The organism is Cyanobium sp. ULC065, from assembly GCF_977927515.1.
Map to the genome: position 1 here is coordinate 394138 of NZ_OZ376393.1, position 25158 is coordinate 419295.

Annotated in this window: 25 protein-coding genes; 13 read left to right on the top strand and 12 right to left on the bottom strand. The window is 67.2% G+C overall.

All coding sequences use genetic code 11. The features are described 5' to 3' along the window. Positions 1-167: 167 nt before the first annotated feature. Together ACXMDP_RS01830 and ACXMDP_RS01835 are read right to left on the bottom strand one after the other, a co-directional pair. Positions 168-1382, bottom strand: coding sequence for an MFS transporter (locus tag ACXMDP_RS01830; RefSeq protein ID WP_457767020.1), 1215 nt, complete (start codon positions 1380-1382; stop codon positions 168-170). Continuing rightward, positions 1379-2146 (bottom strand): Coq4 family protein, encoded by a 768-nt coding sequence (locus ACXMDP_RS01835; protein WP_259729299.1) that lies wholly within the window; start codon positions 2144-2146, stop codon positions 1379-1381. Before ACXMDP_RS01835 ends, ACXMDP_RS01830 begins: the two co-directional genes overlap by 4 nt. Positions 2147-2377: 231 nt before the next feature. Here ACXMDP_RS01835 and ACXMDP_RS01840 point away from each other — a divergent pair, with 231 nt between their 5' ends. Beyond that, positions 2378-3067 carry a TetR/AcrR family transcriptional regulator gene (locus tag ACXMDP_RS01840; RefSeq protein ID WP_259729300.1) on the top strand — a complete coding sequence of 230 codons (690 nt, stop codon included), beginning with the start codon at positions 2378-2380 and terminating at the stop codon, positions 3065-3067. On the opposite strand, the gene ACXMDP_RS01845 is transcribed toward ACXMDP_RS01840, so the two are convergent. Both ACXMDP_RS01845 and ACXMDP_RS01850 read right to left on the bottom strand, forming a co-directional pair. Further along, positions 3059-3559 (bottom strand): PPC domain-containing DNA-binding protein, encoded by a 501-nt coding sequence (locus ACXMDP_RS01845; RefSeq protein ID WP_259729301.1) that lies wholly within the window; start codon positions 3557-3559, stop codon positions 3059-3061. The two genes, ACXMDP_RS01840 and ACXMDP_RS01845, sit on opposite strands and share 9 nt — an antisense overlap. Before the next feature lie 24 nt (positions 3560-3583). Next, complete coding sequence (locus ACXMDP_RS01850; RefSeq protein ID WP_259729302.1) at positions 3584-4294, bottom strand: GGDEF domain-containing protein; 711 nt, start codon at positions 4292-4294, stop codon at positions 3584-3586. 646 nt (positions 4295-4940) lie between these two features. On the opposite strand from ACXMDP_RS01850, the gene ACXMDP_RS01855 reads away from it, so the two are divergent. The 5 genes from ACXMDP_RS01855 to ACXMDP_RS01875 all read left to right on the top strand — a co-directional run bounded on the left by ACXMDP_RS01855 (position 4941) and on the right by ACXMDP_RS01875 (position 8086). Then, positions 4941-5369, top strand: a complete 429-nt coding sequence (locus ACXMDP_RS01855) for a hypothetical protein (protein WP_259729303.1) — start codon at positions 4941-4943, stop codon at positions 5367-5369. A 54-nt stretch (positions 5370-5423) separates the two neighbouring features. After that, positions 5424-5933, top strand: a complete 510-nt coding sequence (locus ACXMDP_RS01860; RefSeq protein ID WP_259729304.1) for a DUF1993 domain-containing protein — start codon at positions 5424-5426, stop codon at positions 5931-5933. Positions 5934-5963: 30 nt separating this feature from the next. Beyond that, positions 5964-6833, top strand: coding sequence for an SWIM zinc finger family protein (locus tag ACXMDP_RS01865; protein WP_259729305.1), 870 nt, complete (start codon positions 5964-5966; stop codon positions 6831-6833). Continuing rightward, positions 6811-7362 (top strand): MEKHLA domain-containing protein, encoded by a 552-nt coding sequence (locus ACXMDP_RS01870; protein WP_259729306.1) that lies wholly within the window; start codon positions 6811-6813, stop codon positions 7360-7362. The genes ACXMDP_RS01865 and ACXMDP_RS01870 overlap by 23 nt, the downstream gene beginning before the upstream one ends. Before the next feature lie 229 nt (positions 7363-7591). Then, a complete protein-coding gene (locus ACXMDP_RS01875) occupies positions 7592-8086 on the top strand; it encodes an Hsp20/alpha crystallin family protein (RefSeq protein ID WP_259729307.1) in 495 nt (164 codons plus the stop codon). Positions 8087-8203: 117 nt separating this feature from the next. On the opposite strand, the gene ACXMDP_RS01880 is transcribed toward ACXMDP_RS01875, so the two are convergent. The 5 genes from ACXMDP_RS01880 to ACXMDP_RS01900 form a co-directional block, all read right to left on the bottom strand. Further along, positions 8204-9043, bottom strand: coding sequence for a nitrate ABC transporter ATP-binding protein (locus tag ACXMDP_RS01880; RefSeq protein WP_259729308.1), 840 nt, complete (start codon positions 9041-9043; stop codon positions 8204-8206). 57 nt (positions 9044-9100) lie between these two features. Continuing rightward, positions 9101-11104 carry an ABC transporter ATP-binding/substrate-binding protein gene (locus ACXMDP_RS01885; protein WP_259729309.1) on the bottom strand — a complete coding sequence of 668 codons (2004 nt, stop codon included), beginning with the start codon at positions 11102-11104 and terminating at the stop codon, positions 9101-9103. Between the two features lie 66 nt (positions 11105-11170). Then, on the bottom strand, positions 11171-12004 hold the full coding sequence (gene ntrB / locus ACXMDP_RS01890; RefSeq protein ID WP_259729310.1) for a nitrate ABC transporter permease: 834 nt from the start codon (positions 12002-12004) through the stop codon (positions 11171-11173). Positions 12005-12160: 156 nt separating this feature from the next. Next, on the bottom strand, positions 12161-13495 hold the full coding sequence (locus tag ACXMDP_RS01895) for a CmpA/NrtA family ABC transporter substrate-binding protein (protein WP_259729311.1): 1335 nt from the start codon (positions 13493-13495) through the stop codon (positions 12161-12163). Between the two features lie 734 nt (positions 13496-14229). After that, on the bottom strand, positions 14230-14508 hold the full coding sequence (locus ACXMDP_RS01900; protein WP_259729312.1) for a helix-turn-helix domain-containing protein: 279 nt from the start codon (positions 14506-14508) through the stop codon (positions 14230-14232). A gap of 1023 nt (positions 14509-15531) precedes the next feature. Between ACXMDP_RS01900 and ACXMDP_RS01905 the strand changes: the two genes are divergently transcribed. From ACXMDP_RS01905 to ACXMDP_RS01915, 3 genes are all read left to right on the top strand, one after another. After that, entirely contained in the window at positions 15532-16419 is an 888-nt protein-coding gene (locus tag ACXMDP_RS01905) for a DUF6671 family protein (RefSeq protein ID WP_259729979.1), read from the top strand. Between the two features lie 150 nt (positions 16420-16569). Continuing rightward, positions 16570-18309, top strand: a complete 1740-nt coding sequence (locus tag ACXMDP_RS01910) for a diflavin flavoprotein (RefSeq protein WP_259730018.1) — start codon at positions 16570-16572, stop codon at positions 18307-18309. Then, on the top strand, positions 18309-20159 hold the full coding sequence (locus tag ACXMDP_RS01915; protein WP_259729980.1) for a diflavin flavoprotein: 1851 nt from the start codon (positions 18309-18311) through the stop codon (positions 20157-20159). Before ACXMDP_RS01910 ends, ACXMDP_RS01915 begins: the two co-directional genes overlap by 1 nt. Here the strand turns inward: ACXMDP_RS01915 and ACXMDP_RS01920 are convergent. Continuing rightward, on the bottom strand, positions 20153-20797 hold the full coding sequence (locus ACXMDP_RS01920) for a histidine phosphatase family protein (RefSeq protein WP_259729981.1): 645 nt from the start codon (positions 20795-20797) through the stop codon (positions 20153-20155). The two genes, ACXMDP_RS01915 and ACXMDP_RS01920, sit on opposite strands and share 7 nt — an antisense overlap. A 249-nt stretch (positions 20798-21046) precedes the next feature. Here ACXMDP_RS01920 and ACXMDP_RS01925 point away from each other — a divergent pair, with 249 nt between their 5' ends. Continuing rightward, on the top strand, positions 21047-21757 hold the full coding sequence (locus ACXMDP_RS01925) for a rubrerythrin family protein (RefSeq protein WP_094511352.1): 711 nt from the start codon (positions 21047-21049) through the stop codon (positions 21755-21757). 35 nt (positions 21758-21792) lie between these two features. On the opposite strand, the gene ACXMDP_RS01930 is transcribed toward ACXMDP_RS01925, so the two are convergent. Beyond that, positions 21793-22143: a winged helix-turn-helix transcriptional regulator gene (locus ACXMDP_RS01930; protein ID WP_259729982.1), complete on the bottom strand. Its 351-nt coding sequence runs from the start codon at positions 22141-22143 to the stop codon at positions 21793-21795. 242 nt (positions 22144-22385) lie between these two features. Here ACXMDP_RS01930 and ACXMDP_RS01935 point away from each other — a divergent pair, with 242 nt between their 5' ends. From ACXMDP_RS01935 to ACXMDP_RS01945, 3 genes are all read left to right on the top strand, one after another. After that, a complete protein-coding gene (locus ACXMDP_RS01935; RefSeq protein WP_259729983.1) occupies positions 22386-23459 on the top strand; it encodes an alkene reductase in 1074 nt (357 codons plus the stop codon). Positions 23460-23574: 115 nt separating this feature from the next. Further along, entirely contained in the window at positions 23575-24372 is a 798-nt protein-coding gene (locus ACXMDP_RS01940) for a pirin family protein (protein ID WP_259729984.1), read from the top strand. A gap of 151 nt (positions 24373-24523) precedes the next feature. Next, positions 24524-24763 (top strand): hypothetical protein, encoded by a 240-nt coding sequence (locus ACXMDP_RS01945; protein ID WP_255100362.1) that lies wholly within the window; start codon positions 24524-24526, stop codon positions 24761-24763. Positions 24764-24772: 9 nt separating this feature from the next. Here the strand turns inward: ACXMDP_RS01945 and ACXMDP_RS01950 are convergent, their stop codons facing one another. Next, a complete protein-coding gene (locus tag ACXMDP_RS01950) occupies positions 24773-24985 on the bottom strand; it encodes a hypothetical protein (protein ID WP_233132877.1) in 213 nt (70 codons plus the stop codon). Between the last annotated feature and the right edge of the window lie 173 nt (positions 24986-25158).

Here is a 25158-nt window from a genome sequence, read left to right on the forward strand (position 1 = left end):
TAGATCGCGTCGCCGGGGATGTCACCGGCGGCTGCTTTTTCTGGGATTTGCACGGATCAACCGCATGGCTCCGTGGTGATGCTAGGGAGAGAAATTGAGGGGCTCTGCGGGTGCTGCCTGTTCCACTCCTGCTCCCGCCTCCCACCCCGCATCACCTCCCGCGCCGCTCAGCCACCCCTGGCCAGTGCGTTGGGTGCGCGGCGCAGCACCAGCAGGGCGGTGAGCAGCAGGGCGCCGCCGCCCGCGAGGAACACCGCCGTGAGCGACACATCCAGCAGCAGGCCCGCCAGGGCCTGGGAGAGCGGATCGAAGGCCACCCCGGCCATCATCCCCAGCGCCATCACGCGGCCCTGCCGCGCTGCCGGGGTTTCCCGCTGCAGCCACACCGTGGCCATCACCCCCACCAGGCCGCCGCCCACCCCCCTCGCCGCCAGCACGGCAGCCGCCCCCCAGGCGTCGCCGGCGGCGGCCAGCCCCAGCAGGCCCAGCCCCAGGGCGGCGGAGAGCCATCCCAGCGCCGACGCGGGCTGATCCAGCCGGAAGCGGTCGAGCCGGCCGGCCAGCGCCACCCCCGCCAACGCGCCCACGCCATAGGCGGCCTGCAGCGCGCCGAACGTGGCGGCTCCGCCCCCGAAACGCAGGCTCACCAGCTCCACCACGCCGATCACCACCGGACCGAGCACGGCCAGGTTGATCATCGCGATCAGCACCAGACCGGTGCGGATCGCCCCGTGGCGCCAGGCGAACACACAGCCTTCGCGCAGTCCCCGCAGCAGCCCGCCCGCGGCGTCCCGGTGCCAGGCGGCTGGTCGGGGTCGCAGCTGGACGAAGCAGCAGGCGGCCAGCAGCAGCATGCCGGCGTCGAGGGCGAGCGCGGCCGTGGCGCCGCCGATCGCCAGCGCCACGCCAGCCAGGGCCGGACCGACCACATTGCTGATCTGCTCGCTGCCCTGCAGCCAGGCGTGCGCCCGGTTCAGCAGCCTTGGCCGCACCAGCTGGGGCAGCAGGGCCATTGCGGCGGGGTAGACGCAGGCCTCGGCGGCGCCGAACAGGGCCGCCAGCGTCATCACCGGCGCCAGTGCCAGTGCCCCATGGGCGGCCAGCAGGGTGAGCACGGCGGTGCAGAGCACCAGCACCGCGCTGGCCCGCACCGCCAGGGCACGGGGCGGATGGTGATCGCTGAGGGCACCCCCCACCAGCATCAGCAGCCCCCGCGGCAGCGCTGCCGCCATCAGCACCAGCGCCACGGCACTGCCCGAGCCGGTGCGCTGCAGCATCAGCCAGGTGATGGCCACGAACCAGAACTGCACGCCGCAGAACAGCACCGTCTGGCCCAGCCAGAGCCAGCGGAAACGCTGATGCCGCAGCAGGAGGGAGGTCATGGCTGCCCGGCCCCCAGCGGCAGGGGGGCGGTGGTGCTGCCGGCGCTGGGCGGCGCGGCGGCGGCCCACTCCTGCACGGGCGTGAGGTTCAGCTCCTGGCGCCACTGCTGCAGGGGCTTCGCCCAGCCCTCCTCCCAACGCTGGGCGAACAGGGGCCGGGCCTGCTGGCCCATCCGCAGCCCGGTGTGGATGGCCAGCACCAGTGCCGGCAGCTGTTCGGGTTCGAACAGCGTGATCGACTGCAGCGCCTGGGCCGTGAGCATGGCGCCGAGGGGATAGGGGAACTGGCCGAGGTGAAAGGCCTGCAGGCCGATCTCGCCGAGCAGCGAGGTGTCGAAGCCGGTGAGGACATGCCAGAGGTCGTGGGTCTGGCTGAGCCGCACCTCCACGTAGGTCGCCTCGCTGCCGGCCTCCATGCCGGCGTGCAGGTCGGGGTCGTAGCCGAGCCGGGTGAGGCTGGCGGCGTAGGCATGGCCGAGCGAGCCCACCGGCAGGGCCGCCAGCCGATCGAGGTCATGCGGACCCGGCACCCAGCGGGCGTCGATGAGGGCGGCGCAGCCGGGATCGTGGCGCAGGTGCTGCGCCGCCAGTGCGTAGGAGGGGGTGTCGAGCAGCCCGTCGGTGAGCACGCCCACCAGCTCAAGGCTGGTGTCACCGCCGCTCATCGCGAGCATGGTGCCGAGGATGCGGAAGAGGGGGTCGGGGGCGACCGGAGCCGGGGGAGCAGCGGCGTGAGCGGTGGACTGCCAGAGGGTGGTGGCCATGGAAGGGCGAGCGGAGGGTCAGTGCGGGCAGTGAGCTCTGAACATGAGGAGTGCTCACATCAGTGAAAATATGAGTGTCCCTCGCCTTTGTCAAGGAGAATGCGAGGATTGCTCGTCTTGCCTGCCTGCGCCTGTGCCCCAGCTCGCGCCTCTGCCTGAGCCCTCTTCTGCCTCCCTGTCTGAGGTCCCGCTCGTGCCCCTCTTTGTGCCGGCCTGCTCCTGGCTGCGGCCATGACGCAGCGCTCCACCCCCGCGCCGGTCTCCACTACCGGCCTGCGCCGCCAGCCCCGCCAGGCCCGCAGCCAGGAGCGGGTGCGGCGGATCCTGGAGGCGGCCGAGGCCTTGTTCGTGGCCGAGGGCGTGGCCAGCACCACCACCAACGCGATCGCGGCGCACGCCGGCGTGCCGATCGGCTCCCTCTATCAGTTCTTCCCCGACAAGGCGGCGATCCTGCGCAGCCTGGCCCGCGGCTACGGCGAGCAGCTGCACAGGGAGCTGGCCGCCTTTGAGGAGAGCGAAGCCTCTGCGCTGCCGCTCGACGCCTACATCGAAGCGATGGTGTCGCTCACCGATCGCTTCTTCACCAGCCATCCCGGCTATCAGGCGATCTTCAATGAGGCGCAGAGCGCCACCGCCGATCTGCTGGCGATCGAGGAGGAGGCGGATGTGCGCCTGGTGGCGGATTGGTCGGCGGCCCTGATCGCCCGCGTGGGCGCTGAAGGCTGTGTGCTCAGCGAGGACGACGCGCGCATGATGGCCTACGTGCTGGTGAAGACGGTGGGCAATCTGCTTTGGCTGTCACTGGCGAAGGCGCCCCCGTTCCGCGCGCAGTTGCTGCAGGAAACGGTGCAGTTGGCGGTGGCTTACCTGCGCCGCCGCATGACCACCGGCCGCGGCCCAGGTGAGGCGGCCTCAGGCTGAACCCATCGTTCCGCCAGCGGCGGCATCAGCTTCGCTGGCGGGAGTCCGGTCGACGGCTTGGGCGTTGGCAGCTTGGACGCTGGGACGACACGCCTTGCCGGAAAGCCCCTGCACCTGGAGTTCCAGGTAGCCGGTGGTGGCGTCGTGAAGGCGGCGCAGCTGCCAGCCTTCGGGGCGGACCGTCAGGATTTCGGCTGTGGTGCGCACGCGGCTGCCGTAGCAGAGGTGGCCGCCGATCACCTGCCCCTGGCCATCTGCCACGGCAATGTGCAGATGGGCGCCCTCCGCGGTGATCGACCCCGACAGCGTCAGGATTTCAAACGGCCCTTTGAGCTGGGTTTCCGCTTCAGCGGCGGCGAAACGGAGCCTGGGATGCCAGAGGCTGCCGATGCCGGAAACAACGAATGAACCGCTGCCTGGTGCCGTGGCTGTGGCTTCCAGGGCATGGCGAAGATCCTCACCGGGAGGCAGCCGCAGCGGCAGGTAGGACACGGTTGATTGGGGGGTGGGTCGGATTCAGCCTGGTTTTCCATCGTTGTAGGAAACGGTGCAATCTCTGCCTTGCCGTTTGGCCAGGTAAAGAAGATCATCGGCTCGCTTGAGAATCTCCTCAAGGCTGATCTCGGCAGAGGGCACCACGGAAACCAGGCCGATGCTCGCTGAATAGCGAATGGAGGAATGTTCATAGGCCACCAGCGAATCCCGGATCGCCTGATGCAGCCGCTCTGAGAGTGCGAGCGCAGCCTCCTCTGAGGTATTGGGAAGAAAGATGATGAATTCTTCGCCGCCGATGCGGCCGAGATAGTCGCTCTTGCGCAGCACAGCTTTCACCGTGATAGCAAAGCTCTTGAGCACTTCATCGCCGCCAGCATGGCCGTGGGTGTCGTTGATGTCCTTGAAACGATCGAGATCCAACGCAAGCAAGGAAACATGGTGCTGCTCGCGCTCGGCCAGGTGCATCACTTGCTGGATCTGATCAAAAATGGCCTGCCGCGTCAGCAGTCCTGTCAGCTGGTCGAAGGTGGCCATCGCGCGCATTTCCTTCTCGAGGCTATCGATCTGCATCACCAGGTCCACCAGCGGCCAGCTAGCCAGCGGCGCGACCATCGCAGGAATGGCGATGGCAGTGGCAACGGCGATCCGCGGGGCCTCACATTGCTCGAAGAAACAGAGAGTTGAGGTGAGCGCTACAGAGCAAACAACCGAAAAGGTGGTGACGATCAGCACCGTGGCAAAGGTGCCGAGGCTCTGGATCAGCTGCCTCATGGACACCTTCATGCTGCAACGCCCGTGGCATGGGGCTCGGTCTGTTGCCGTGCGGCGCCATGACGGCTCAGGTGAGGGGGACCGTTCATGCAACGCGGGAAGCGAAAAGGATCAGTGGCGTAGGCGTGGACCGTCCTGCTTGCAGAGCGCTCAACGGCATGCATGATCCCTCCACTTTTGCATTCGTTGCCACAAGATAATGGACGTGCAGGATGAATGCGCTCCATTCTGTGTTGCCTGTCACTGTTTTCGTGGCGGGAAGGCTGTGGCTCCATGCGCCGCAACCGCCAGCTTCCTTGCCGCCAGTCTTGTTGCCATCGCAAGACCTCTGATCCCCCTCATCGAGTGGCTCAAGTTGAGGCTCCAGCCAAGACAAGCCCAATAGAAAGCTATTTCAAATTTTAACAATAGCCGGCGCCACCGTCAATCAACGGACGCGCATTCGCCTCTGTGCAATGCGGCGTTCTAGTTTTTCCCTCGCTCGCTGGCTGGCCACCCGCAGGCACAGCGCAGCTCCCCCCAGGCGCAGCAGTGCCCCCACAGGCCTGCGGCCTGCGTTGACGCGTTTCTCCCCTGTGGTCATGGTGAAGGCATCGCCCCTGCTGCCATGACCCTGCTCCCGTTCACAGCCAACCGGCTGCAAAGGGCCCTGCTGGCCCCCCTGGCTCTGTCTGCCCTGATCGCCGCCAGCTCCTCCGCCTCCCTGGCCCAGTGGCGCGTGCCGATCGAGGAGGTGCGGGCCATCAACTTCGCCCGCACCTATGCGGTGGAACTCAACGGCGGCCTGCAGGCCTACCGGCCGGCTCCGTGCATGTTCGTCACCGCCTCCACCGACAACCCCTGCCTGGTGAAGCGCAGCCCCGATGGCTTTCTGTTCCGCTTCCTCGGCGGCCCCCCCGCCTGGGTGGAACGCCAGCAGCCCGCCACCCTCGAAACCGAGGTGTTGATCTCGCCGGACGGCCGCAACCTGGTGAAGCTGATTTTTAATGGCGCGCCCCGCCGACCTGCGTCACAGGCGCCTGCTCCAGCCAGCTGAGGCGGCGCCTGCAGCCCATAGCCTTGGCGGGCAGCTGAGGCTTTCGGTGCATCCATGGACCTGACCCTTTACCAGGCGTCCGTGCCGCCGCTGCGGCGCGCCCTCACCAACCTGATCCACCTGCTGGAGAAGGCCCTGGCGCATGCCCGGGTGCAGGGGTTCGACTCCACCGTGCTGCTCACCAGCCGTCTCTACCCCGACATGTTCCCCCTGGCGCGCCAGGTGCAGATCGCCAGCGACGTGGCCCGCCGCGGCGTGGCCCGGCTGGCCGGCCTGGAGGCGCCGCCGATGGCGGACAATGAGGAGAGCCTGGAGGCGCTGATCGAACGCCTGCGGGAATCGATCGCCTATCTCGACGGCTTCAGCGCCGAGCAGATCGATGGGGGCGAAGAGCGCCCGATCACCGTGCCGATCGGCAAGGGTGAAACGATCACGATGGCGGGCTGGCCGTTCCTTTCAGCCTTTGTTCTGCCCAACGTCTACTTCCACACCACCACCACGTACGCGATCCTGCGCCACAACGGCGTGGTGATCGGCAAGCGTGATTTCCTCGGGGCCCCCTGAGCGCCGGCTGCCCCCTTCCATCCTTCCGCCATGACGAGCACCTCGCCCACCATCGTCAGCACCCACTTCGGCCAGCAGCCCTGGTGGGTGGAGCAGTGGATGGAACTGATCAACTCCTACCGCTACAAGAAACGGCTGGAGCGTGCCTGGGCCTACGCCCGCTCCGGCAACGTGCTGTCGATCCTGTTTGAAGGGAAGCGGGTGAAAGCCCTGGTGCAGGGCACCGAAGCCGAGCCCTACAAGGTGAAGCTCTGGCTCGACACCCTCTCCGATGAAGACTGGGGCTATGTGCTGGAGGCGCTCGGTCAGAAGGCGCGCTGGTCGGCGCAGCTGCTGGCTGGGGTGATGCCGCAGGACATCGAGCGGGCCTTCGCCGCCAGCGGCAAACGGCTGTTCCCCTTCAAGCTGCAGGAGGTGCGCTGCGATTGCAGCTGCCCCGACAAGGCCGCCCCCTGCAAACACGTCAGCGCTGTCTATTACCTGATGGGGGATCGCTTCAGCGAAGACCCCTTCGTGCTGTTCCAGATGCGCGGCCGCAGCCGCAGCCAGCTGCTTGCTGATCTGGCCACCCAACGCCGCCGGCAGCTGGCGGCGTCTGCCACTGAAGCGGCGCCTGCCGCCGCACCCCACCCGGTCCATCCGGCCGTGCTCGATCCCACCCGCTGGTGGAGCTACACCGCCGCCCTTGACCCCGATCTGGTGGTGATCACCCCGGCGATGGAGGGGGACATGGGCCTCGATGAGGCCGGTGAACTGCCGCTGGCCGCCGAGCCCCGCTTCCCCGACTCCAACCGCCTGTTCACCGAGCGGCTGCGCAGCCAGGGCATCGCCATCGGCCAGCAGGCCATGGCCTGCGCCATGAGTGCCGGGGCCGGCGATGGCGCCAGCAGCGGTGCCTGAGGCCGAGCGGCCTGCAGAGGCCCCCTGGCTGACGCCGGCGTGCCAGGCCCGCGCCGCCCTGCTGCTCGCTTCCCATCAGCTGGCCTTCGGTCGTCCGCTGCTGGCGCTGGTGGCCGGCCCCACCCAGCTGGCGGCGGCCGGTGATGCACGCCATCAGGCGCAGGAGCTGTTCGCTGCCCCCCTGGTGGTGCTCGCCCACGACGATGGCCTGGCCGGTGGCACCACAGCGCCGGCCGATCCCCGCCTGATCTACGCCAATGCCGCCGCGTTGCGGCTGTGGCGCCGGCCCTGGGCGGCGATGGTGGGTCTGCCGTCGCGGCTCACTGCCGAACCGTCCGAGCGTGAGGGGCGGGAGCGGTTGCTGGCGCTGGCGCGGCACCGCCAGGCGATCAGCGGCTACCGCGGCGTGCGCATCGACAGCCACGGCCGCCGCTTCGTGATCGATGGCGCCCGCCTCTGGACACTGCGGGATGCCGATGGCCGCGACCACGGCCAGGCGGCGGCCTTCAGCCACTGGTGGTGGCTCTGAGCAGCGCTGGTGGCGCCTTGATCGGTTCTCACCACCGCGCGGTGGGGCCCACCGAATCAGGGGAGGAGCGCCGTACCAAAAGGGCCGGTTCTTTCGTCTCACCGTTTCATTCGAGTTGGCGAAGGTAGCTGCACGGGCGAAGTGATTCCCCGTTCTTCACCATCACAGGTGCCTGCGAATCGCAGAACCTGAATGCCATCACCTCAGCCAACCTGTGGAGGACATCCCCATGCTGACCCTGCGCCAATCCCCCTTTGATCTGTTCGAGCGGCTGGAGCAGCAAGTGCTGCAGGCCGAGCGCGTGCCGGCCGCCGAAGTGCATGAGAACGATCAGGCTTACACCATCGTTCTTGAGCTGCCGGGTGTCGACAAAGGCTCGATCGATGTCAAAGCCACCGACCGCACCCTGCTGATCAGCGCCGAACGGCGCAGCGAGCGCCACGCCCCGGCGCGGGCGAAGGCCGATGGCAACCGCCCTGCCCCGGACGCGGCGGCCGCGCCCTCAGAGGCCCCGTCCCCAGCAGCCACACCTGTAACCAAGGCGTCCGCCCGCCTGGCCCCGTTGCACAGCGAGTTCCGCTACGGCACCTGGAGCCGCAGCTTCACCTTCCCCGGCGGCCTGCAGCGGGAAGGCCTCGAAGCCCACTACCGCGATGGTCTGCTCACGATCACCGCGCCCAAGGCCCAGACGGTCACCACGGTGAACGTCAAGGTGGAAGGCTGATACTGGGCAGAGGGGGCGGGTGCTGCCGCCTCTTTGGGCCCGTCGCATTGTGTCCCCGAGCCCCGGCCTTGGCCGGGGCTTTTTCATGGCGAGCCCGGACCATCGGCCCCGAGCTGTTCACTCCGTGTCGTCGTGGGCGAAGCGGCTGTAGAGGAAATCAAGCGCCTGATTGCGCAGTTCGTAGTAGAGAGGATCCTCCATGATTTCCTCGCGGTTGCGGGGCCTTGGAAAGCTGATCTCCATGATTTCGCCGATCTTGGCGGCCGGGCCGTTGGTCATCATCACGAGGCGATCGGCGAGAAAAAGTGCCTCATCGATGTCGTGGGTGATCATCAGCACTGTGCAGCGCTGCGTGTTCCAGATCGTGAGCAACTCCTCTTGCAATTCCTCCTTGGTGATCGCATCAAGAGCGCCGAAGGGTTCATCCAGGATCAGCACCTCCGGGCGGATCGCCAGGGCCCTGGCGATCGCCACCCGCTGCTTCATTCCCCCCGAGAGCTGCAGGATCTTCTTGTCGGCCGCATCGGTGAGCCCCACCATCGCCAGGTGCTCCCGGGTGATCTCCTTCTTCTCATGGGTCGGCAGTTCCGGTTTCACCGAATCCACTGCCAGGTAAACGTTTTCGTAGGCGGTGAACCAGGGCAGCAGGGCATAGCCCTGGAACACCACCATGCGATCGGGGCCTGGCTTAGTGATCGTGTTGCCGTGCAGCACCACCCGGCCATCGCTGGGGGTGGCGAAGCCCGACACCATGTTGAGCAGGGTGGATTTGCCGCAACCGGAGTGGCCGATCACGCACATGAACTCGCCCTGGTTGATGCCTAGGTCGATGCCATCCAGCACCGGATAGGGCCCCTTGGCGGTGGGGTACACCTTGCTGACGTTTTCGAAGCGCAGGAAGGCTTCGGCCGGTGGGCGTGACACTCCCTGCAGGGATGGCTGGATCAGGGTGGACATGGGTGGGGTGCTGAAGAATGCTGGGGAAGAAAGGGCAGGCGGATGCTGTCGGGCTTCTCAGCCGCGACGTGGTGGGGCCAGGGGGATCTCGGCGATGCTGAAATCCCGCTTGATCGCCTGGGCATTGAGGTAGCTGACCGGGTCGTCGGCATCGAAAGGCTGGCCATCGAACATGGCGATGCCCTGGCGCTGGTAGCTGATCGCCTCAAGGCCGAGTTCGCGGGCGGCGGTGCTGAACACCCCCACCTGGCAGACCCTCTCCAGGATCTCCACCCAGTTGCGTGGCAGGGGAATGTCACCCCAGCGGGCCATCTGGGTCATCATCCAGAGGTGCTCGGTGCGGCTGGGCCGGTTCAGTCCCTCCCCGAAGAACAGGTGGTGCGGCACAGCCGCTTCGCTCTCCGGTCCGCCCCTGTCCACATCGGCGCTGGCCTCACTGAACCGGATCAGCTCTGGCTTGATGCCCAGATAGCGGCGATCACTGAGCAACTCGCTGAGCTCTGCCCAGTGGGCCGGATCGGCGCAGTACTGGCAGGCCTCCAGCAGGGCCTTGGTGAGGGCGATGTGGGTGTTGGGGTAGGTGATCGCCCAGTCTTCGCGCACGCCCAGCACCTTGCCGGGATGGCCAGGCCAGATCGCCAAGTCACCGGCCACAGCAATCCCGTGGCCATCACGGGTGGCACGATCCAGCCAGGGAGCACCCACGCAGTAGCCGTCGATGCTGCCGTCCTTGAGGTCGGCGAGCATCTGGGCCGGCGGCAGCGCTTGCAGGTGCACGTCCTTGTCTGGGTCGATGCCGTTGGCTGCCAGCCAGTAGCGCAGCAGCAGGTTGTGCATCGAGGCCTGGTGCACGATCCCCATCGTGTGGGGTTCGCGCTCATGGCTTTTGAGATAGGCGCGGTAATCGTCCACCGTGCGTACCCCCTGCTCTGCCAGGCGACGGCCCAGAGTGATGCCGTTGCCATTGCGGCTGAGTGTGAGAGAGGTCACGATTGGCAAAGGCGTACCGCCATGGCCGCCGGCCGTCATCCAGGTGGGCATGCCCGCCGGCATCAGCGAGGCGTCGAGGGTGCCGTCAACCAGCCCATCAACGATGCCGCGCCAGGTGGGTTCGCGGATCAGTTGCACCTCATCGAGGCCGTGCTTGGCGAACAGGCCGTGGGCTTCGGCCACCGCCAGGGGCGCGCTGGCGGCCAGTGGCAGGAAGCCCAGATCAAGGTTCACCTTCTCAAGGCCGTGGCGGGCCACCGTCTGGTGGGGCCGGGCCCGCCACTGCTTCACCCGCTTCTGACGGTTGAGGAAGTAGATGATCTCGGAACGCAGGCTGTAGTAGCTGGGGTGATGGACCACCTCCAGCCGGGCCCGGGGCCTGGGGATGTCCACCTCGAGGATGCCGCCGATTCCCGAGCCGGGGCCGTTGGTGAGCATCACGATGCGGTCGGAGAGCAGCACCGCCTCATCCACGTCGTGGGTGACCATCACCGCCGTGAGTTCGTGCTCGTTGCAGATCTGCATCAGCTTCTCCTGCAGATTGCCCCGCGTCAGCGCATCGAGCGCGCCGAAGGGTTCATCCAGCAGAAGCAGCTTGGGGCGGATCGCCAGGGCCCGGGCGATCGCTACCCTCTGGCGCATGCCACCGGAGAGTTGCAGGGGCAGCCGGTCGGCGGCGGGGCCGAGCCCCACCATCTCGATGTGCTCCTGGACGATGGCATTCCGCTCGGCCCTGGGCAGATCACCCATCACCTCATCGATGGCCAGGCCGATGTTCTCGCGCACCGTGAGCCACGGCAGCAGCGAATAGTTCTGGAACACCACCATCTTTTCGGGGCCGGGGCGCTTCACCGCCTCCCCCTCCAGCAGCACCACGCCTTCGGTTGGCAGATCCAGGCCGGCGATCATGTTCAGCAGGGTGGACTTGCCGCAACCGGAGTGACCGATCAGGGAGATGAATTCCCCTTTCTGGATCTCCAGGTCGATGCCCTTGAGGGCCAGGTAGGTGCCGCCGCCGCGGAGATCGAAACTCTTGTCGATCGCACGGACGTCAACCAGGGATGTCGTCATCGTTGGGGGTTGGCTCTGAGGGGCCTGGGGAAAGGAACAGGAGGTAAGGGAACGAGCTCGACGGGCTCACTGGCCCGGGGAGATGCGGGTCTGCAGCCAGGCCATCAGCCGATCGAGCACCAGGCCGATGGCGCCGATCCAGATCACGCCGAGCACGATCTCGCCCACGTAGTTCTGCTGATAGGCATCCCAGATGAAGAAGCCGATGCCCAGGGTGCCGGGCATCACGATCTCTGCCGCGATGATCGCCAGCCAGGCCAGACCGATCGAGATGCGCAGGCCCGTGAAGATGTAAGGGAGAGCGGAGGGGATCAGCACCTTGGTAAAGAAGCGCCGGTTCGACATCTGCAGCACCAAGGCCACGTTTCGGTAGTCCTGGGGGATCTGGCGCACCCCTTCAGCGGTGTTGATCAGGATCGGCCAGATCGCCGTGATGAAGATCACGAAGATGGCGGCCGGCTGGTTGTTCTGGAACAGCACCAAGGCGATCGGAACCCAGGCCAGGGGCGCCACCATGCGCAGGAACTGGAACAGGGGATCGAAGGCGCGGTTGATCGTGGGCTTGAGGCCGATCGTGATCCCCACGGCGATGCCGACGAGTGCTGCGAGGGTGTAACCCTGGGCCACCCGCGACAGGCTGGCCATGGTTTGCCAGAACAGGCCCTTGTCGAGGCCACCGCGGTCATAGAAAGGGTAGAGAATCAGGGTGCGCGTGCGCTCTTCGGTGAACAGGCTCGAAGGGGCAGGCAGGGCGATCAGCTGCAGCGAGGAAAGAATCTGCCAGACCAACAGGAACCCGCCGATGCCCAGGAGCGGCGGCAACCAGTTGCCGGAGCTTCGGGCGACCCATTTCAGGGGACTGCTGGATGCCCCGGGGCGGCGTGATGAGGTGGGAACCATGAAAGGGAGACTCCGAAAATGAATTCTGGTAACGGGATACGGCCCGGAGCGGTTGAGACCGGGGTGTGGACATTAGGTGAGCAGCAGGCTGACTGGCTATGCGCCTCGCAAAAAAATCCGGGGGTTGAGAGCCCCCGGTGAAGGATCACTTCAAACTCACTTCTTGATCTTCAGGCTGTCGAGGTAGGCCTGAGGGTTCTCCGGGTCGTAGATCACGCCATCAAAGAAGGTCTCCTTGCCGCGGCTGGAGGAGCTGGGGATGTCCGCAGCGGGGAGCCCCAGTTCCTTGGCCGCCGTGATCCAGAGATCTTCGCGAACCACTTTGTCGTTGATCGCCTTGGCCTGATCCACCGTATCCACCACGCCGGGATAGAACTTCCAGCGGATCGATTCGAGCAGGAACCAGAGGCTGAGGCTCTTGTAGGGATAGGAGATCACACCACGATCGCTGGCCCAGTAGAGCGGCCCCATCGCCGGATCCGTTTCCGGCTTCATGTCGGCGCCGATCTTGTACTGGCCCTTGAGCGCCTCTTCAAGCACCGGGGCGGGAATGTTGTACCACTTGCGGGAGCTGAGGATCGTGGCCACCTCGGCGCGGTTCTCGGCCTTGTCCATCCACATCTGGGCTTCGATCAGCCCCTTGATCAGGGCCACGGTGGCCTTGGGGTGCTTGTCCACCCAGTCGGCCCGCACCGCCAGATACTCCTCGGGGTGGGACTTCCAGATCTGGGCGGTGATCGCCGGCAGATAGCCCACCTCGTCCTTGACGATCCGAGAAGGCCAGGGATCGCCGGTGGAGAAGGCCTGCATCGTGCCGTTCTTCATTCCCTGGAGGGTTTCGGTGGCGGGAACCGTCAGCAGTTCCACCTGTGAGTCGGGGTCCACACCGGCGGCGGCCAGCCAGTAGCGGATCCAGATCTCCTGGTTCGCCTTAGGGAAGGTGTAGGAGGCCTTGAACTTGCTGCCGGTTTTCTTGGCGAAGGCATCAAAGAAGCCCGGCGAGCTGGCCTTGAGATCCACGCTGAGGTTGCCGTCCTTCACGCTGTTGGCTGCGGCAATGCCGTTGCCCTGACTCATCAGCATCGCCAGCACGTACATCGGCACCTTCTTGCCATCGGTGATCGCGCCCTCGCTGATCATCTGGGGCATGGGCATCTGCCACTGGCCGCCATCGATGCCGCCGCCGGCGCTGCCGAGCACCACGTTGTCGCGGGCGGAGGGCCAGCTGGCCTGCTTGGTGAGGTTCACCTCAAGGCCATGCTTGGCGAAGTAACCCTTCTCAACGGCCACCACCAGGGGCGCAGCCTCAAGGATGGGGATGAAGCCCAGGTTGATGGTTTTGGTCTCAAGCCCCTTGTCGGCGGTGGCCGGCGCCGGTGCGCTGGCGCCCCCGCCTCCGGAATCAGGAGGGTTGCCCATGCAGCCGGCCAGCAGAGAGGTGCCCAGCATGGCGCTGCCCATGAGGGCGAGAAAACGGCGGCGTCTCGTCATCGGAGTCTGGAGAGGGAGTAATGGTGTTGATGGATGGACTTCAGGTCCAGGAATGCAAGGCTTGATCGAGTCCAGGTTCACCAAAGAAGCTGGTGATGGATTACCTAATTGACGGCCCTAGGGATGGAGCATGGAACACCGTTGCGGCGGTCGAGAGAAGTTAGTGGCTGGGAGAGGCGGTTGGGTCATTCGGTAACGCAGTAATGCAAATGAAATCGATCAGAGCAGCCTATGGATCCAAGTTCGACCACCGGACCAGTGGGTATCCCAGCAGGTCTGTGGCTGGGTCTTCACTCGACTTTCCCCTTTCCAGGAGACCAGCCGCTTCCAGGCTGCATCAACGCAGTGGCGCGATTCCAGTGGCCATTACTCCTGGCCCCAACGCATGCCCCCGGTGTCTAGCACCAACACCTGGCTCTACCGCACGGCCCGGAGCACGACCCAACACCTCGCTCCAACGCCTCGCAACAACGCCTCGCACCAATGGATGACCCAGCGCATGGTTCCAGAGCACGGCCAAATGCGTTGCTCCAACCCACGACCCATCGCACGACTCCACTGCATTGCCCGACGCAATATCACTCCGCACCTCCCTTTCGCGTTGCCCCATCGCGGCGTCCTGGCATCAACGCGCCATCCCCCGCTCTTTCCCCACGACTTGCCCCCAACTCCCAGGCCCTTCGCTCACTGCTGCTTTGGGGGCAAAGGGGCAGCCACGTCTGTCGCTGCCGCTCTTAATACAGCGTCCGATGGGGATGCGGCAGCAGCAGGTCAACCTCTCCTTGCGTCCCGATCATTCCTGCGGTCTTGTAGTGGCTCAGGGCTTTGGTGATGCTCACACGCGTCGTGCCGCAGATCTCGGCCAGCACGCGATGCGTCAGGTTCATCTCCTGAAGCGACAGCAGGGTTCCCCGGCTGTTGACGATGCCGAAGCGCTCGCCGATCCAGCGCAGCAGATGCAGAAGCCGGGTGTCGACCGGACGCAACCGACCGATCCTCAGCAGGGTGGTCATCTGGGCGATCTGGCTGTGGAGCGAGGCTGTCAACTCCTCCTGCGAAGGTGTCACCTCCATGAGCAGGGTCCTTGTCAGGCAGGCCCTCTCGGTTGGTTGCCACTCGGGCCTCGGGGGTGGCAAAAGGTCACCAGGGCCCGCCAATCCGATGGTGACCACCTCTCCATCCGGCGACCAGGTGTTGGTGCGAACGTACCCATCATTCACTCTCCAGCAGTGCACCGAGGGCACCAGGCTCCTGGATTCCAGAGTGAGCTTGAGCGTCCGCATGGGTGGCTGGATCGTCATGGTGGCTGGCCGCCAGTGGCTAGGAGAGAGTGAAACCATTCGTACAAACCAGCTGCATCAGCCCGCAACGCGAGTCCGCTGCATCAGCCCTCTGAATCAGCCCGCTGCATCAGTCCTGTGCACCAGCCCGATGTGCAAACTCACCGCATCGTCCCGATGTGCAAGCTTCTTGCTTGAGTCCGCCTTGTCAGTCTGATGCGCAAATCCGACCGGCATGTGTGATGCGCAAGCGGCACACGTTGAGCTCGGTTGTGGCAGCCCACCTGTGGCCGTGCGGTATCCACACGCTTCCTCTCGTTGAGGACGTTGCCATCTGCTTCTCTGGCTGGCTGGCTGCCGGAGAAGCTGTGACGTCAGGCCCTGCTCCAAGGCCCTGAGACGATCGTCTCAGGGCCTTGGAGCAGGGGGGTGTTCCGCAGGATCAAGAGAGAGGAACCTACGAAGCAGGTCCAATCGTCTCGGGAGCTGTAGAGACAGGTGCGGTTGAATCGAGGCTGGCTGGAGCAGGGTCAGCGCCCCGGTGTGCGTGATGAAGGGTGAGGCGATCTGCTGGAGACCGGGAAAGACTAGGGATCGTGTTCAGGTTTGGGCGGTGCCGAGCCACAGAATTCAAAATGCCGGCGATCAGAGCCGTTGATGAAAGCCGCACGGGCCATCCCTTCTCCTTCGTTCGTCGTGCCTCTGGCCGCGCTTGCTGCGGCGGCGTAGTTTGCCTGTGCCGTTGGTTGCAGGAGCGTGAGTGCGGCCCCGGGCGCCACTTCAGCCATTGCCGCCTGGCATGTGTGCGGGCGGCGAGTCAGCCTGGCCACCTGCCATGGCAAGGAACGGGTGATCGCCCGGCCGCTGCGCCGGGCCCTCGGCGTGGAGCTGGTGCTCGCCGTCGGCTTCGACACCGACAGTCTCGGCACCTTCTGCGGCGAACGGCCCCGCCCGGCGGATGCCGCCACCACCTGTCGCCTCAAGGCGGAGGCGGGTATGGCGGCCACTGGCCTCGACCTCGGCCTGGCCAGCGAAGGCAGCTTCGGGCCCCATCCGGCGCTGCCTTTCCTGCCCCTGGCCACCGAGTGGATGACTTGGGTGGACCGTCGCCACGACCTGGTGATCACCGAGCGGCTGAGCGGCTGCCGCACGAACTTCGACCATTGCACCGCGGCTCCCGGCACGCCGCTCGAGCCCTGGCTGACCCGCATCGGCTTCCCGCGCCATGCCGTGATCGTGCGTCCCCATCAGCCCGGCGCTCAGCCGTTCCTGCGCAAGGGAGTGTGTGGTGCGGCGGAGCTGGCGCAGGCGATCGATGAGGCCAGCGCCGCGTCCGCCGATGGCCTGGCGCTGGTGGAAACGGACATGCGGGCCCACTGCAACCCCACCCGCATGGCCTCGATCCGCGCCCTCACCTTCCGGCTGGCGCGGCGCATCGCCACCCTCTGCCCCGCCTGTGGGGCACCCGGCTGGGGGCCGGTGGAGTCCCTGCCGGGACTGCCCTGCGGCTGGTGCGGCAGTCCCACCTCGCTGCTGCGGGCGGAGCGTTTCGGCTGTGTTCGCTGCGAGGCCAGCAAGGAGCATCCGCGTAGGGATGGGCTGTTGCAGGCCGACCCGCAGCACTGCCCTTACTGCAACCCCTGAAGGCGGGGCCCGCCTGGGGTTGATCGTCCTGGCCTGTGGCGGGCATTAGGAGCTCCAATCGAACACACGACCTGCTTCCCCGCTGCTGTTCTTAGGTTGAGCGCCACCGACCCGTTCTCTCCCGAGGCACCAGGCATGACACCCGTCGCCATGGCCGCTGCGCCCCCCGCCCCGCCCCGCCTTTCGTTGCAGTGCGAGCCGATCGGGCCCGACACCACCACGCTCCGCTCGCTCGACTGGGACCGCAGCCGCTTCGACATCGAGTTCGGCCTTCGCAACGGCACCACCTACAACGCCTTTCTGGTGCGGGGGGAACGCACCGCCCTGATCGACACCAGCCACGCCAAGTTCGAGGACACCTGGCTGCCGCTGCTGGAGGAGCAGATCGATCCAGCCGCGATCGATTTCCTGATCGTGTCCCACACCGAACCCGACCACTCCGGCCTGATCGGCGCCCTGCTCGACCGCAACCCGGAGATCGAGATCGTGGCCTCCAAGGTGGCGATCGCCTACCTGGCCGACCAGGTGCACCGCCCCTTCCGCAGCCGCGCGGTGAAAAGCGGGGAGGAGCTCGATCTGGGCACGAACCCCGAGAGCGGTGTGGCGCACCGCTTCGAATTCCTCAGTGCCCCCAACCTGCACTGGCCCGACACGATCTTTTCGTTCGATCACGGCACCCGCATCCTCTACACCTGTGATGCCTTCGGCCTCCATTACTGCGGCAACGACGTCTTCGATAGCGATCCCGGCGCCATCGCCCCCGACTTCCGCTTCTATTACGACTGCCTGATGGGCCCCAACGCCCGCAGCGTGCTGCAGGCGCTAAAGCGCATGGACGCTCTGCCCGAGATCGCCATGATTGCCACCGGCCACGGGCCGCTGCTGCGTGAGCACCTGCGCCTCTGGATCGGCGACTACCGCGACTGGAGCAGCCAGCGCAGCGCCGGCGAAACCTATGCGGCGGTCTGTTATGTGAGCCAGTACGGCTTCTGTGACCGGCTCAGCCAGGCGATCGCCCGCGGCATCGGCAAGGCGGAGGCCCAGGTGCAGCTGGTGGATCTGCGCGCCTCCGATCCTCAGGAATTGGCCGCCCTGGTGGGGGAGGCCAGTGCCGTGGTGGTGCCCACCTGGCCCGCCAACCCCGATGGCGACCTGCAGCAATCGATCGGCACGCTGCTGGCGGCGCTCAAGCCCAAGCAGTGGGTGGCCTGCTACGACGCCTTCGGCGGCAACGATCAACCGATCGACAGCGTGGCCAGCCAGCTGCGTGGCCTGGGCCAGAAGGAGGCCTTTGCGCCGCTGCGCATCCGCCAGGCCCCCGATGGCAACGATTACCAGCGGTGCGAAGAGGCCGGCACCGACCTGGGCCAGCTGCTCACCAAGGCGAAAACGATCGCTGCCATGAAGGCGATCGACGCCGATGTGGACAAGGCGCTGGGGCGGCTCAGCGGTGGGCTTTACATCGTGACCGCCCGCCAGGAGGAACGCAGCAGCGCCATGGTGGCCAGCTGGGTGAGCCAGGCCAGCTTCGATCCACCGGGCCTCTCGATCGCCGTGGCCAAAGACCGCGCCATCGAGGCGCTGATGCAGGTGGACGACCGCTTCGTGCTCAACATCCTGCGCGAAGACAACTACCAGTCCCTGCTGCGCCATTTCCTCAAGCGCTTCCCCCCCGGCGCCGACCGCTTCGCCGGGGTGCCCACCCTTGAGGGCGCTGCCGCCGGTGGTCCGGTGCTGAGCGATGCCCTCGCCTTCCTGGGCTGCCGGGTGGTGCAGCGCATGGAAACCCCCGACCACTGGATCATCTACGCCGCAGTGGAGGAGGGCACGGTGTCCGACACCGAAGCCGCCACGGCCGTGCATCACCGCAAGGTGGGGAACCATTACTGATGGCTGATCTCGTCCTAGATCCCACCATTGCGGCCGCGGAAGTGATCGACCGCAGCGTCATCGCCATTCCGCTGGAAGACGGCCTGACCTGCCTGCGCTGCCTCAGCCCCAAGCGGCTGCGTTTCGAGGTGGAGTACGGCCTGGAGCGCGGCACCAGCGCCAATGCCTTCCTGTTCGCCGGTGGTGTCAACAATGCCCAGCGGGAGATCCCGCCGGTGCTGGTGCATCCCCCGGGCGCTTCCTTCACGGCGCCGTTCCTGGCCCAGCTGGCCGCCATGGTGCCGGCGCAGGCGCCGCTCAAGGTGGTGGTCGGTCACGTCAACCCCAACCGGGTGGCGCTGCTGCGCGAGCTGGCGGCCGCCTGGCCCGCCCTGATGCTGGTGGCCTCCAACACCGGCGCCCGGCTGGTGGAGGAGCTGTGGCAGCAACGCCGGCCCCCGGCTCCGGGCAGCGAGGCGGAGGAGCCGCCGCTGCCTGCCCTGCCGCCGATCGATGTGGTGAAGCAGGAGGTCAGCCGCGAGCTGGCCAACAGCTTCCGCCTCACCCTGCTGCCGGCCCCCACGCCCCGCTGGCCCGGCGCCCTGATCGCCTTCGAGGAGCGCACCGGCTTGCTGATGAGCGGCAAGTTCTTCGCCGCCCACCTCTGCAGCGAGGCCTATGCCGAGGCCAACCGCGACAGCACCGAGGAAGACCGGCGTCACTTCTACGACTGCCTGATGGCGCCGATGGCCCGCCAGGTGGAAACGGTGGTCGACCGGCTCGATGAGCTGGAGATCCGCACCATCGCGCCGGGCCATGGCCCGGCGATCACCGAGAGCTGGCGCAGCCTGCTGGCCGATTACCGGCGCTGGGGCGAGAACCTCGAGAAAACCCGCCTGTCGGTGGCGCTGCTCTACGCCAGTGCCTACGGCAACACCGCCGCCCTCGCCGATGCCATCGCCCAGGGCGTGGCGCGCACGGGCGTGCGGGTGGAGAGCATCAACTGCGAGTTCGCTCCCCCCGACCAGTTGCTCGAAGCGATCCGCAGCTGCGATGCGGTGCTGATCGGCTCCCCCACCCTGGGCGGCCACGCCCCCACGCCGATCGTTTCGGCGCTCGGCACCCTGCTGGCCGAAGGCGACCGCGCCCGGCCTGTGGGGGTGTTCGGCAGCTTCGGCTGGAGCGGAGAAGCCATCGATCTTCTGGAAACCAAGCTGCGGGATGGCGGCTTCCGCTTCGCCTTCGAGCCGATCCGGGTGAAGTTCAGCCCCGATCCGCCCACGCTCAAGCGCATGGAGGAAACGGGCACGGCCCTGGGGCGGCAGCTGCTCAACCAGCAGAAGCGTCAACGGCGCGTGGTGGCCGGCGGCCTCAGCGAAAGCCGCAGCAACCCGGCGGTGCTGGCCCTCGGGCGCGTGGTGGGATCGCTCTGCGTGCTCACCTGCGTGAAGGGAGAAGGGGCGGCCGCCCTGAGCGGCGGCATGGTGGCCAGCTGGGTGAGCCAGGCCAGCTTCACCCCGCCCGGCTTCACGGTGGCGGTGGCCCGGGATCGCGCCGTGGAGAGCCTGCTGCACGTGGGCGACCGCTTCGTGCTCAACGTGCTGGCCGAGGGCCGCGAGAGCGGCCCGATGAAGCGCTTCCTGCAGCCCTACCCCCCCGGCGCCGACCGGCTGGCGGGCCTGGAACTGGAGCACAGTCCGGCGGGCCAGCCGGTGCTGCCCGAAGCGCTGGCCTGGCTGGAGGCCAGCGTGAGCCAGCGGATGGAATGCGGCGATCACTGGCTGGTGTATGCCCAGGTGAGCCATGGCGGCCTGCTTGACGGCACCGGCGTCACCGCTGTGCACCAGCGCCGCAGCGGTGCCAGCTACTGAGCCACTGACTGAGGCAGCGGCACGTTCGGGAGGGGCGAACGGGCCTCGCGGAAACAGGGCGCCTCGAACAGCCGGCGCTGGCTCAGGCTTTGCACCCGAGGGGGAACGCCCGGCTTGGAGTAGCTCAGCACGAAGATCTGGTCGAACTCCATCGCACCGATGGCGGGCATCGTCGCCCAGCCCAGCCCCCGGGCCAGTTCCGGCATGTGGCGGTGCTCCCAGAACAGCACCACGTTGCCGCCCTTGTAGGCCGGCTGGCTGAGGATCTCCTGCCCATCCATGAAGGAATCCTCCAGTGACGACTGGGCAATCGAAATGTTGATGCCGGTGGCCACCCCCAGCGGTACGGCGCTCTGGTAGCTGCGGGCGTTCTTGCTGGATTCGGGGTTGAGGAAGAAGGTGCGGATGTGGGTCGGAGCCCCGAAGCAGGCGGGGAGGAGCCGGCCCAGGTTGATCGAGCGCAGGAAGCCGCGGGCCGAGAGGTTGTAGTTGCCATCGCCGGAGGCCACCTTGTCGCCGTGGCGCAGCAGGATCACCTGCCGGGGCAGCGCCCCCACAGGCGCGGCACCAAGGACGAAGGCGGCCACAGCAACAGCGGCGGCCGCAGTGGCGCGGAGCCGCGGTCCGATGGTGGCCACAGCACGGCGGCGGTGTGAACCCGGGAAGGCCATGGGCGGTGAGCTGTGAGCTGTGGGTCCGGCCGGAACAGACGCCTGCGGGCGCAGGGTCCCATGGTGGCAGTGCAGCAGGCTCGACCCGCGAGGGTGGCCGTTCCACCACAGCCTCCGAAGCGGCCTCATCCCAGCCTCCCCACAGGCCCGGGGCACCGCGCTGCGCCACCGTCGCCTTGCAACGGCCCACCTCCCATCCCACCGCACGCCGTCTCCATGGACATCGCCAAACCCGGCACCCTCGCCAACCTCGAAGCGGCCTTCGGCGGCGAGAGCATGGCCAACCGCAAGTACCTCTTCTTCGCTGATGTGGCCAAGCAGCTCGGCAACAGCGAGCTGGCCCGCCTCTTCCGCGACACCGCCGCCCAGGAAACCGAGCACGCCTTCGCGCACTTCCGCCTGCTCCACCCCGAGCTGGTGGTGGCCGATCCCGCCGCGCTCTCAGAAGAAGCCAGACAACAGGTGCTGAGCCGCTGCCTGGAGCTGGCGATCGAGGGTGAAACCTACGAGTACACCACCATGTATCCGGAGTTCGCCGCCCAGGCCCGCGCCGATCGCGATGACGGTGCCGTGGCCGAATTCACCGAGCAGATCGCCGAATCCGAGCAGCATGCCGGCCTCTTCCGTCAGGCGGCCAGCAACTTCGGTCGGCTCACCCCGATCGAGCACCACCACGCCGACCGCTACAGCGTGGCCCTCGAAGCCCTTCAGGGCCAGGGCGCGGCTGGAGAAAGCGAGCCCGTGGCCGGCCTGTGGATCTGCAAGGTCTGCTCGGTGATCTACGACCCGGCCCTGGGCGATCCGGACTCAGGCATCGTCGCCGGCACGCCGTTCGAGGCCATCCCCGACAGCTGGGTCTGCCCGCTCTGCGGCACCCGCAAGGCCAATTTCATCCCCTACCGGGAGCCGGTGCTGCTGCCGGCCTGAGCCGCCGCAACCGCTGGAGCGCGCCGCCGCGTCCATCACGACTCCGGTGGCGCCGCCCCCCAGGCGTGCAGGCTCTCCAGCACGGGAATCAGCGACCGGCCGCGCGGGGTGAGGCGGTATTCCACCCGCGGCGGCACCTCGGCAAACACCTCGCGCTCTACCACCCCTGCGGCCTCCAGCTCCCGCAGCTGGCTGGTGAGCACCTTGTGGCTCACGCCCACCAGGGCCCGCTGCAAGCCGGAAAACCGCTGCGTGCCCTCCGCCAGCTCCCGCAGCACGGGCACCTTCCAGCGCCCCCGCATGACGCTCAGCGCCAGCTCGGCAGGGCATTGGCTGTGGTCGTGGGCGTCCAGGAATCCATCCGCGAATCCATCCGCTTGCTCCATGCGCTTGCACCATCCAGTGGCACCAGGGTTACCCACAGGTGAGTGACGCACATGGCGGTGCGTTCTTGTCAGGCAGGGCCCAAGCGATCCACTCTGATCCAAGAGGGAGAGCTGCCGCCCGCTTGATGGGCTGATCCCCATCGCTTCCGCCTGGCCGACCGGTGACGTTGCACACCTGCCAAGCCAGTGGAACGGGGCCATCCTGTGGCGGCAGCCCGTCCCGGTCATCCGTCACTTTCGCCATGACCATCGATCTGTTCACGCCCCTGGCCGTAGGGCCCCTGGAGCTGCCCAACCGGGTGCTGATGGCCCCGCTTACCCGATCCCGCGCTGAAGAGGGTCACATCCCCGGTCCGCTGATGGCGGAGTACTACAGCCAGCGGGCGTCCGCCGGGTTGATCATCGCCGAGGCCACCATGGCGATGGAGGGCCACTCCGCCTTCATCCGCGAACCCGGCATCCATTCGGCGGCCCAGGTGGAGGGCTGGACACGCACCACCGAGGCGGTGCACGCCCGCGGCGGCCGGATCGTGCTGCAGATCTGGCACGGCGGCCGGGCCTGCCATCCCCTGCTCAACAACGGCCTTCAGCCGGTGGCCCCCAGCGCCATCGCCATCAGCGGCGACCAGATCCACACCCCCCAGGGCAAGGTGGATTACGTGGTGCCGCGCGCCCTGGCCGACGACGAGCTGCCGGCGATCGTGGCGGGCTTCCGGTTGGCGGCCCGCCACGCCATCGCTGCCGGTTTCGACGGCGTGGAGGTGCACGGCGCCAATGGCTATCTCCTCGATGAATTCCTGCGCGATGGCAGCAACCAGCGCAGCGGCCCCTATGGCGGCCCGATCGAGAACCGGGCGCGGCTGCTGCTGGAGGTGATCGAGGCGGTGCGCGCCGAAACGGAGCTGGTGGGGCTGCGCCTCTCGCCGCTCAACAGCTACAACGCCATGCGCGATAGCGATCCCGTGGCGCTCGCCAGCTGGCTGGCCGATCACCTCAACCGCACCGGCCTCGCTTACCTGCACCTGATGCGCGGCGACTTCCTCCAGCAGCAGCTGGGCGATGTGCTCACGCCGGTGCGCGAGCGCTTCCAGGGGGTGCTGATCGCCAACATGGGCTACACCGCCGCCGAAGCCAACGCCGCCATCGCCGCCGGCGCTATCGATGCGGTGGCCTTCGGCACGGCCTTCCTGGCCAATCCGGATCTGCCGGAGCGGCTGCGCAGCGGCGCACCGCTCAACACGCCGGACCCTGCCACCTTCTATAGCCCCGGCCCCGCCGGCTACACCGACTACCCCTTCCTGAGCGCCGCTGCCTGATCAACGCTGGCGCAGGCCCCCAGCCTGTGCTGCTCGAGACCCAGTGCCACCCGTTGCCTGCGCCAGGCCCGACCCATCCCCTCCTCACCCACCATCCACTCCCGGGAGCCTCGCCATGACCACCACCAACGCCCAGCGTTCTGCCGCTACCCCAGTGTTCCGCCCCGGCACGGAGCGCTTCCACAGCCAGCTCGACTGGCTGGACAGCTGGCACAGCTTTTCCTTCTCCAGCCACTTCGATCCGGCCTGGATGGGATTCGGTCCGCTGCGGGTGATCAACGACGACACGATCGCCGCCGGCCGCGGCTTCGGCATGCATCCCCACAACGACATGGAGATCGTCACGGTGATGGTGGAAGGGGAACTCACCCACCGCGATTCGATGGGCAACGGTGAGGTGTTGCGCGCCGGTGAAGTGCAGCGCATGAGCGCCGGCACCGGTGTGGTGCACAGCGAGATAAACAAAGGGGCGACCCCCTGCCGGTTGCTGCAGATCTGGATCGAACCCTCCAGCACCGGCATCCCGCCCGCCTATGAGCAGAAGCCCTTCGCCGTCGGGGAAGGCTGGACCCTGCTGCTGGACCCCGAGCGGCGGGACGGCGCCATGGCGGTGCACCGACCGGTGCGGCTCTGGCGCGCCCGGCCGGCGCCCGGCACCCGCCTGGAGCTGCCGGCGGCGGCCGGCCACCGGCTCTGGATGCAGCTGATCGACGGCAGCCTCACGCTGGAAGGCGGCCGCCGGCTGGAGCGCGGCGATGGCCTGGGCTTCGAGGTCCCAGGCTCCGCCAGTGGCACTGGCACTCCGCCGGCCAGCACCCCCACCAGCGCCCTCCCCGCCGCCGCCCATGCGGTGCCGCGTGAGCTGGTGACCGGTGAAGCCGGCGCCGACCTGCTGCTGTTTGAGCTGGCCTGAGTTCGGGCGGGTTGGTGCTGGCTGGCCTGGATCCAGGTCGACCTGGGTGTGTCCTAGGCGTCGTTAATTCCTTGCCGAAAGGAAGCGAAAGATGCTGCCGAATGCGAATGGGTTCGCTCAAATGGGGGTGTTCCCGTTACCGCGTTCGGTGATGGCCACAGCCCGCTCTCGCTCTGACGCCAGCCTGCCCACCATTCTTCCGTCTGCCGATGGCAACGGCCGGAGTTGGGTGGTGCGCTACCGCGGTTTCGTGCTCATGCCTCAGCCTGATCTCACCTGGCTGGTTCGCCCGGAGCGCAGCCCCATGGACGTGCTGCCCTTCCGGGCTCCCGCCAGTTCACTGGCGGATGTGAAGGCCTTGGTGGATTGGCGCCTCGGCAAGGCCGCCTGAGACCTTGGCTCAGGCCGCCTGCGGCGGTGTGGGCCCCCCGGCCTGGAAGGGAAGCACCAGGGTGACCCAGGTGTCCGGACGTGCAGGACGGTGCCGGCGGGGTTGACGCACGCCGAAGGGAACACGCACCACGTTGGTGCCCTCCACACGGATTGTTTCGCCGCGGGCGGAGGAATGGGCCAGGGATCCGGGAATCGGCGGCAGTTCGGGGGCGCGCGTCAACGGAGCGGGTTTGTCAGCACGGATCGACAGCTCAGAGAGCGTCGGAGGATTGAAGGGAGGGCCGTCGTTGCCGTTCATTGGGTGGGTCGAGACGTTTGCCGTGGCCTTGGGGGCTGCTGATCCTGTGACTTGTCGCCCGAGCTTGCCTCGTGGGGTGGGATCCAGCAACCGGG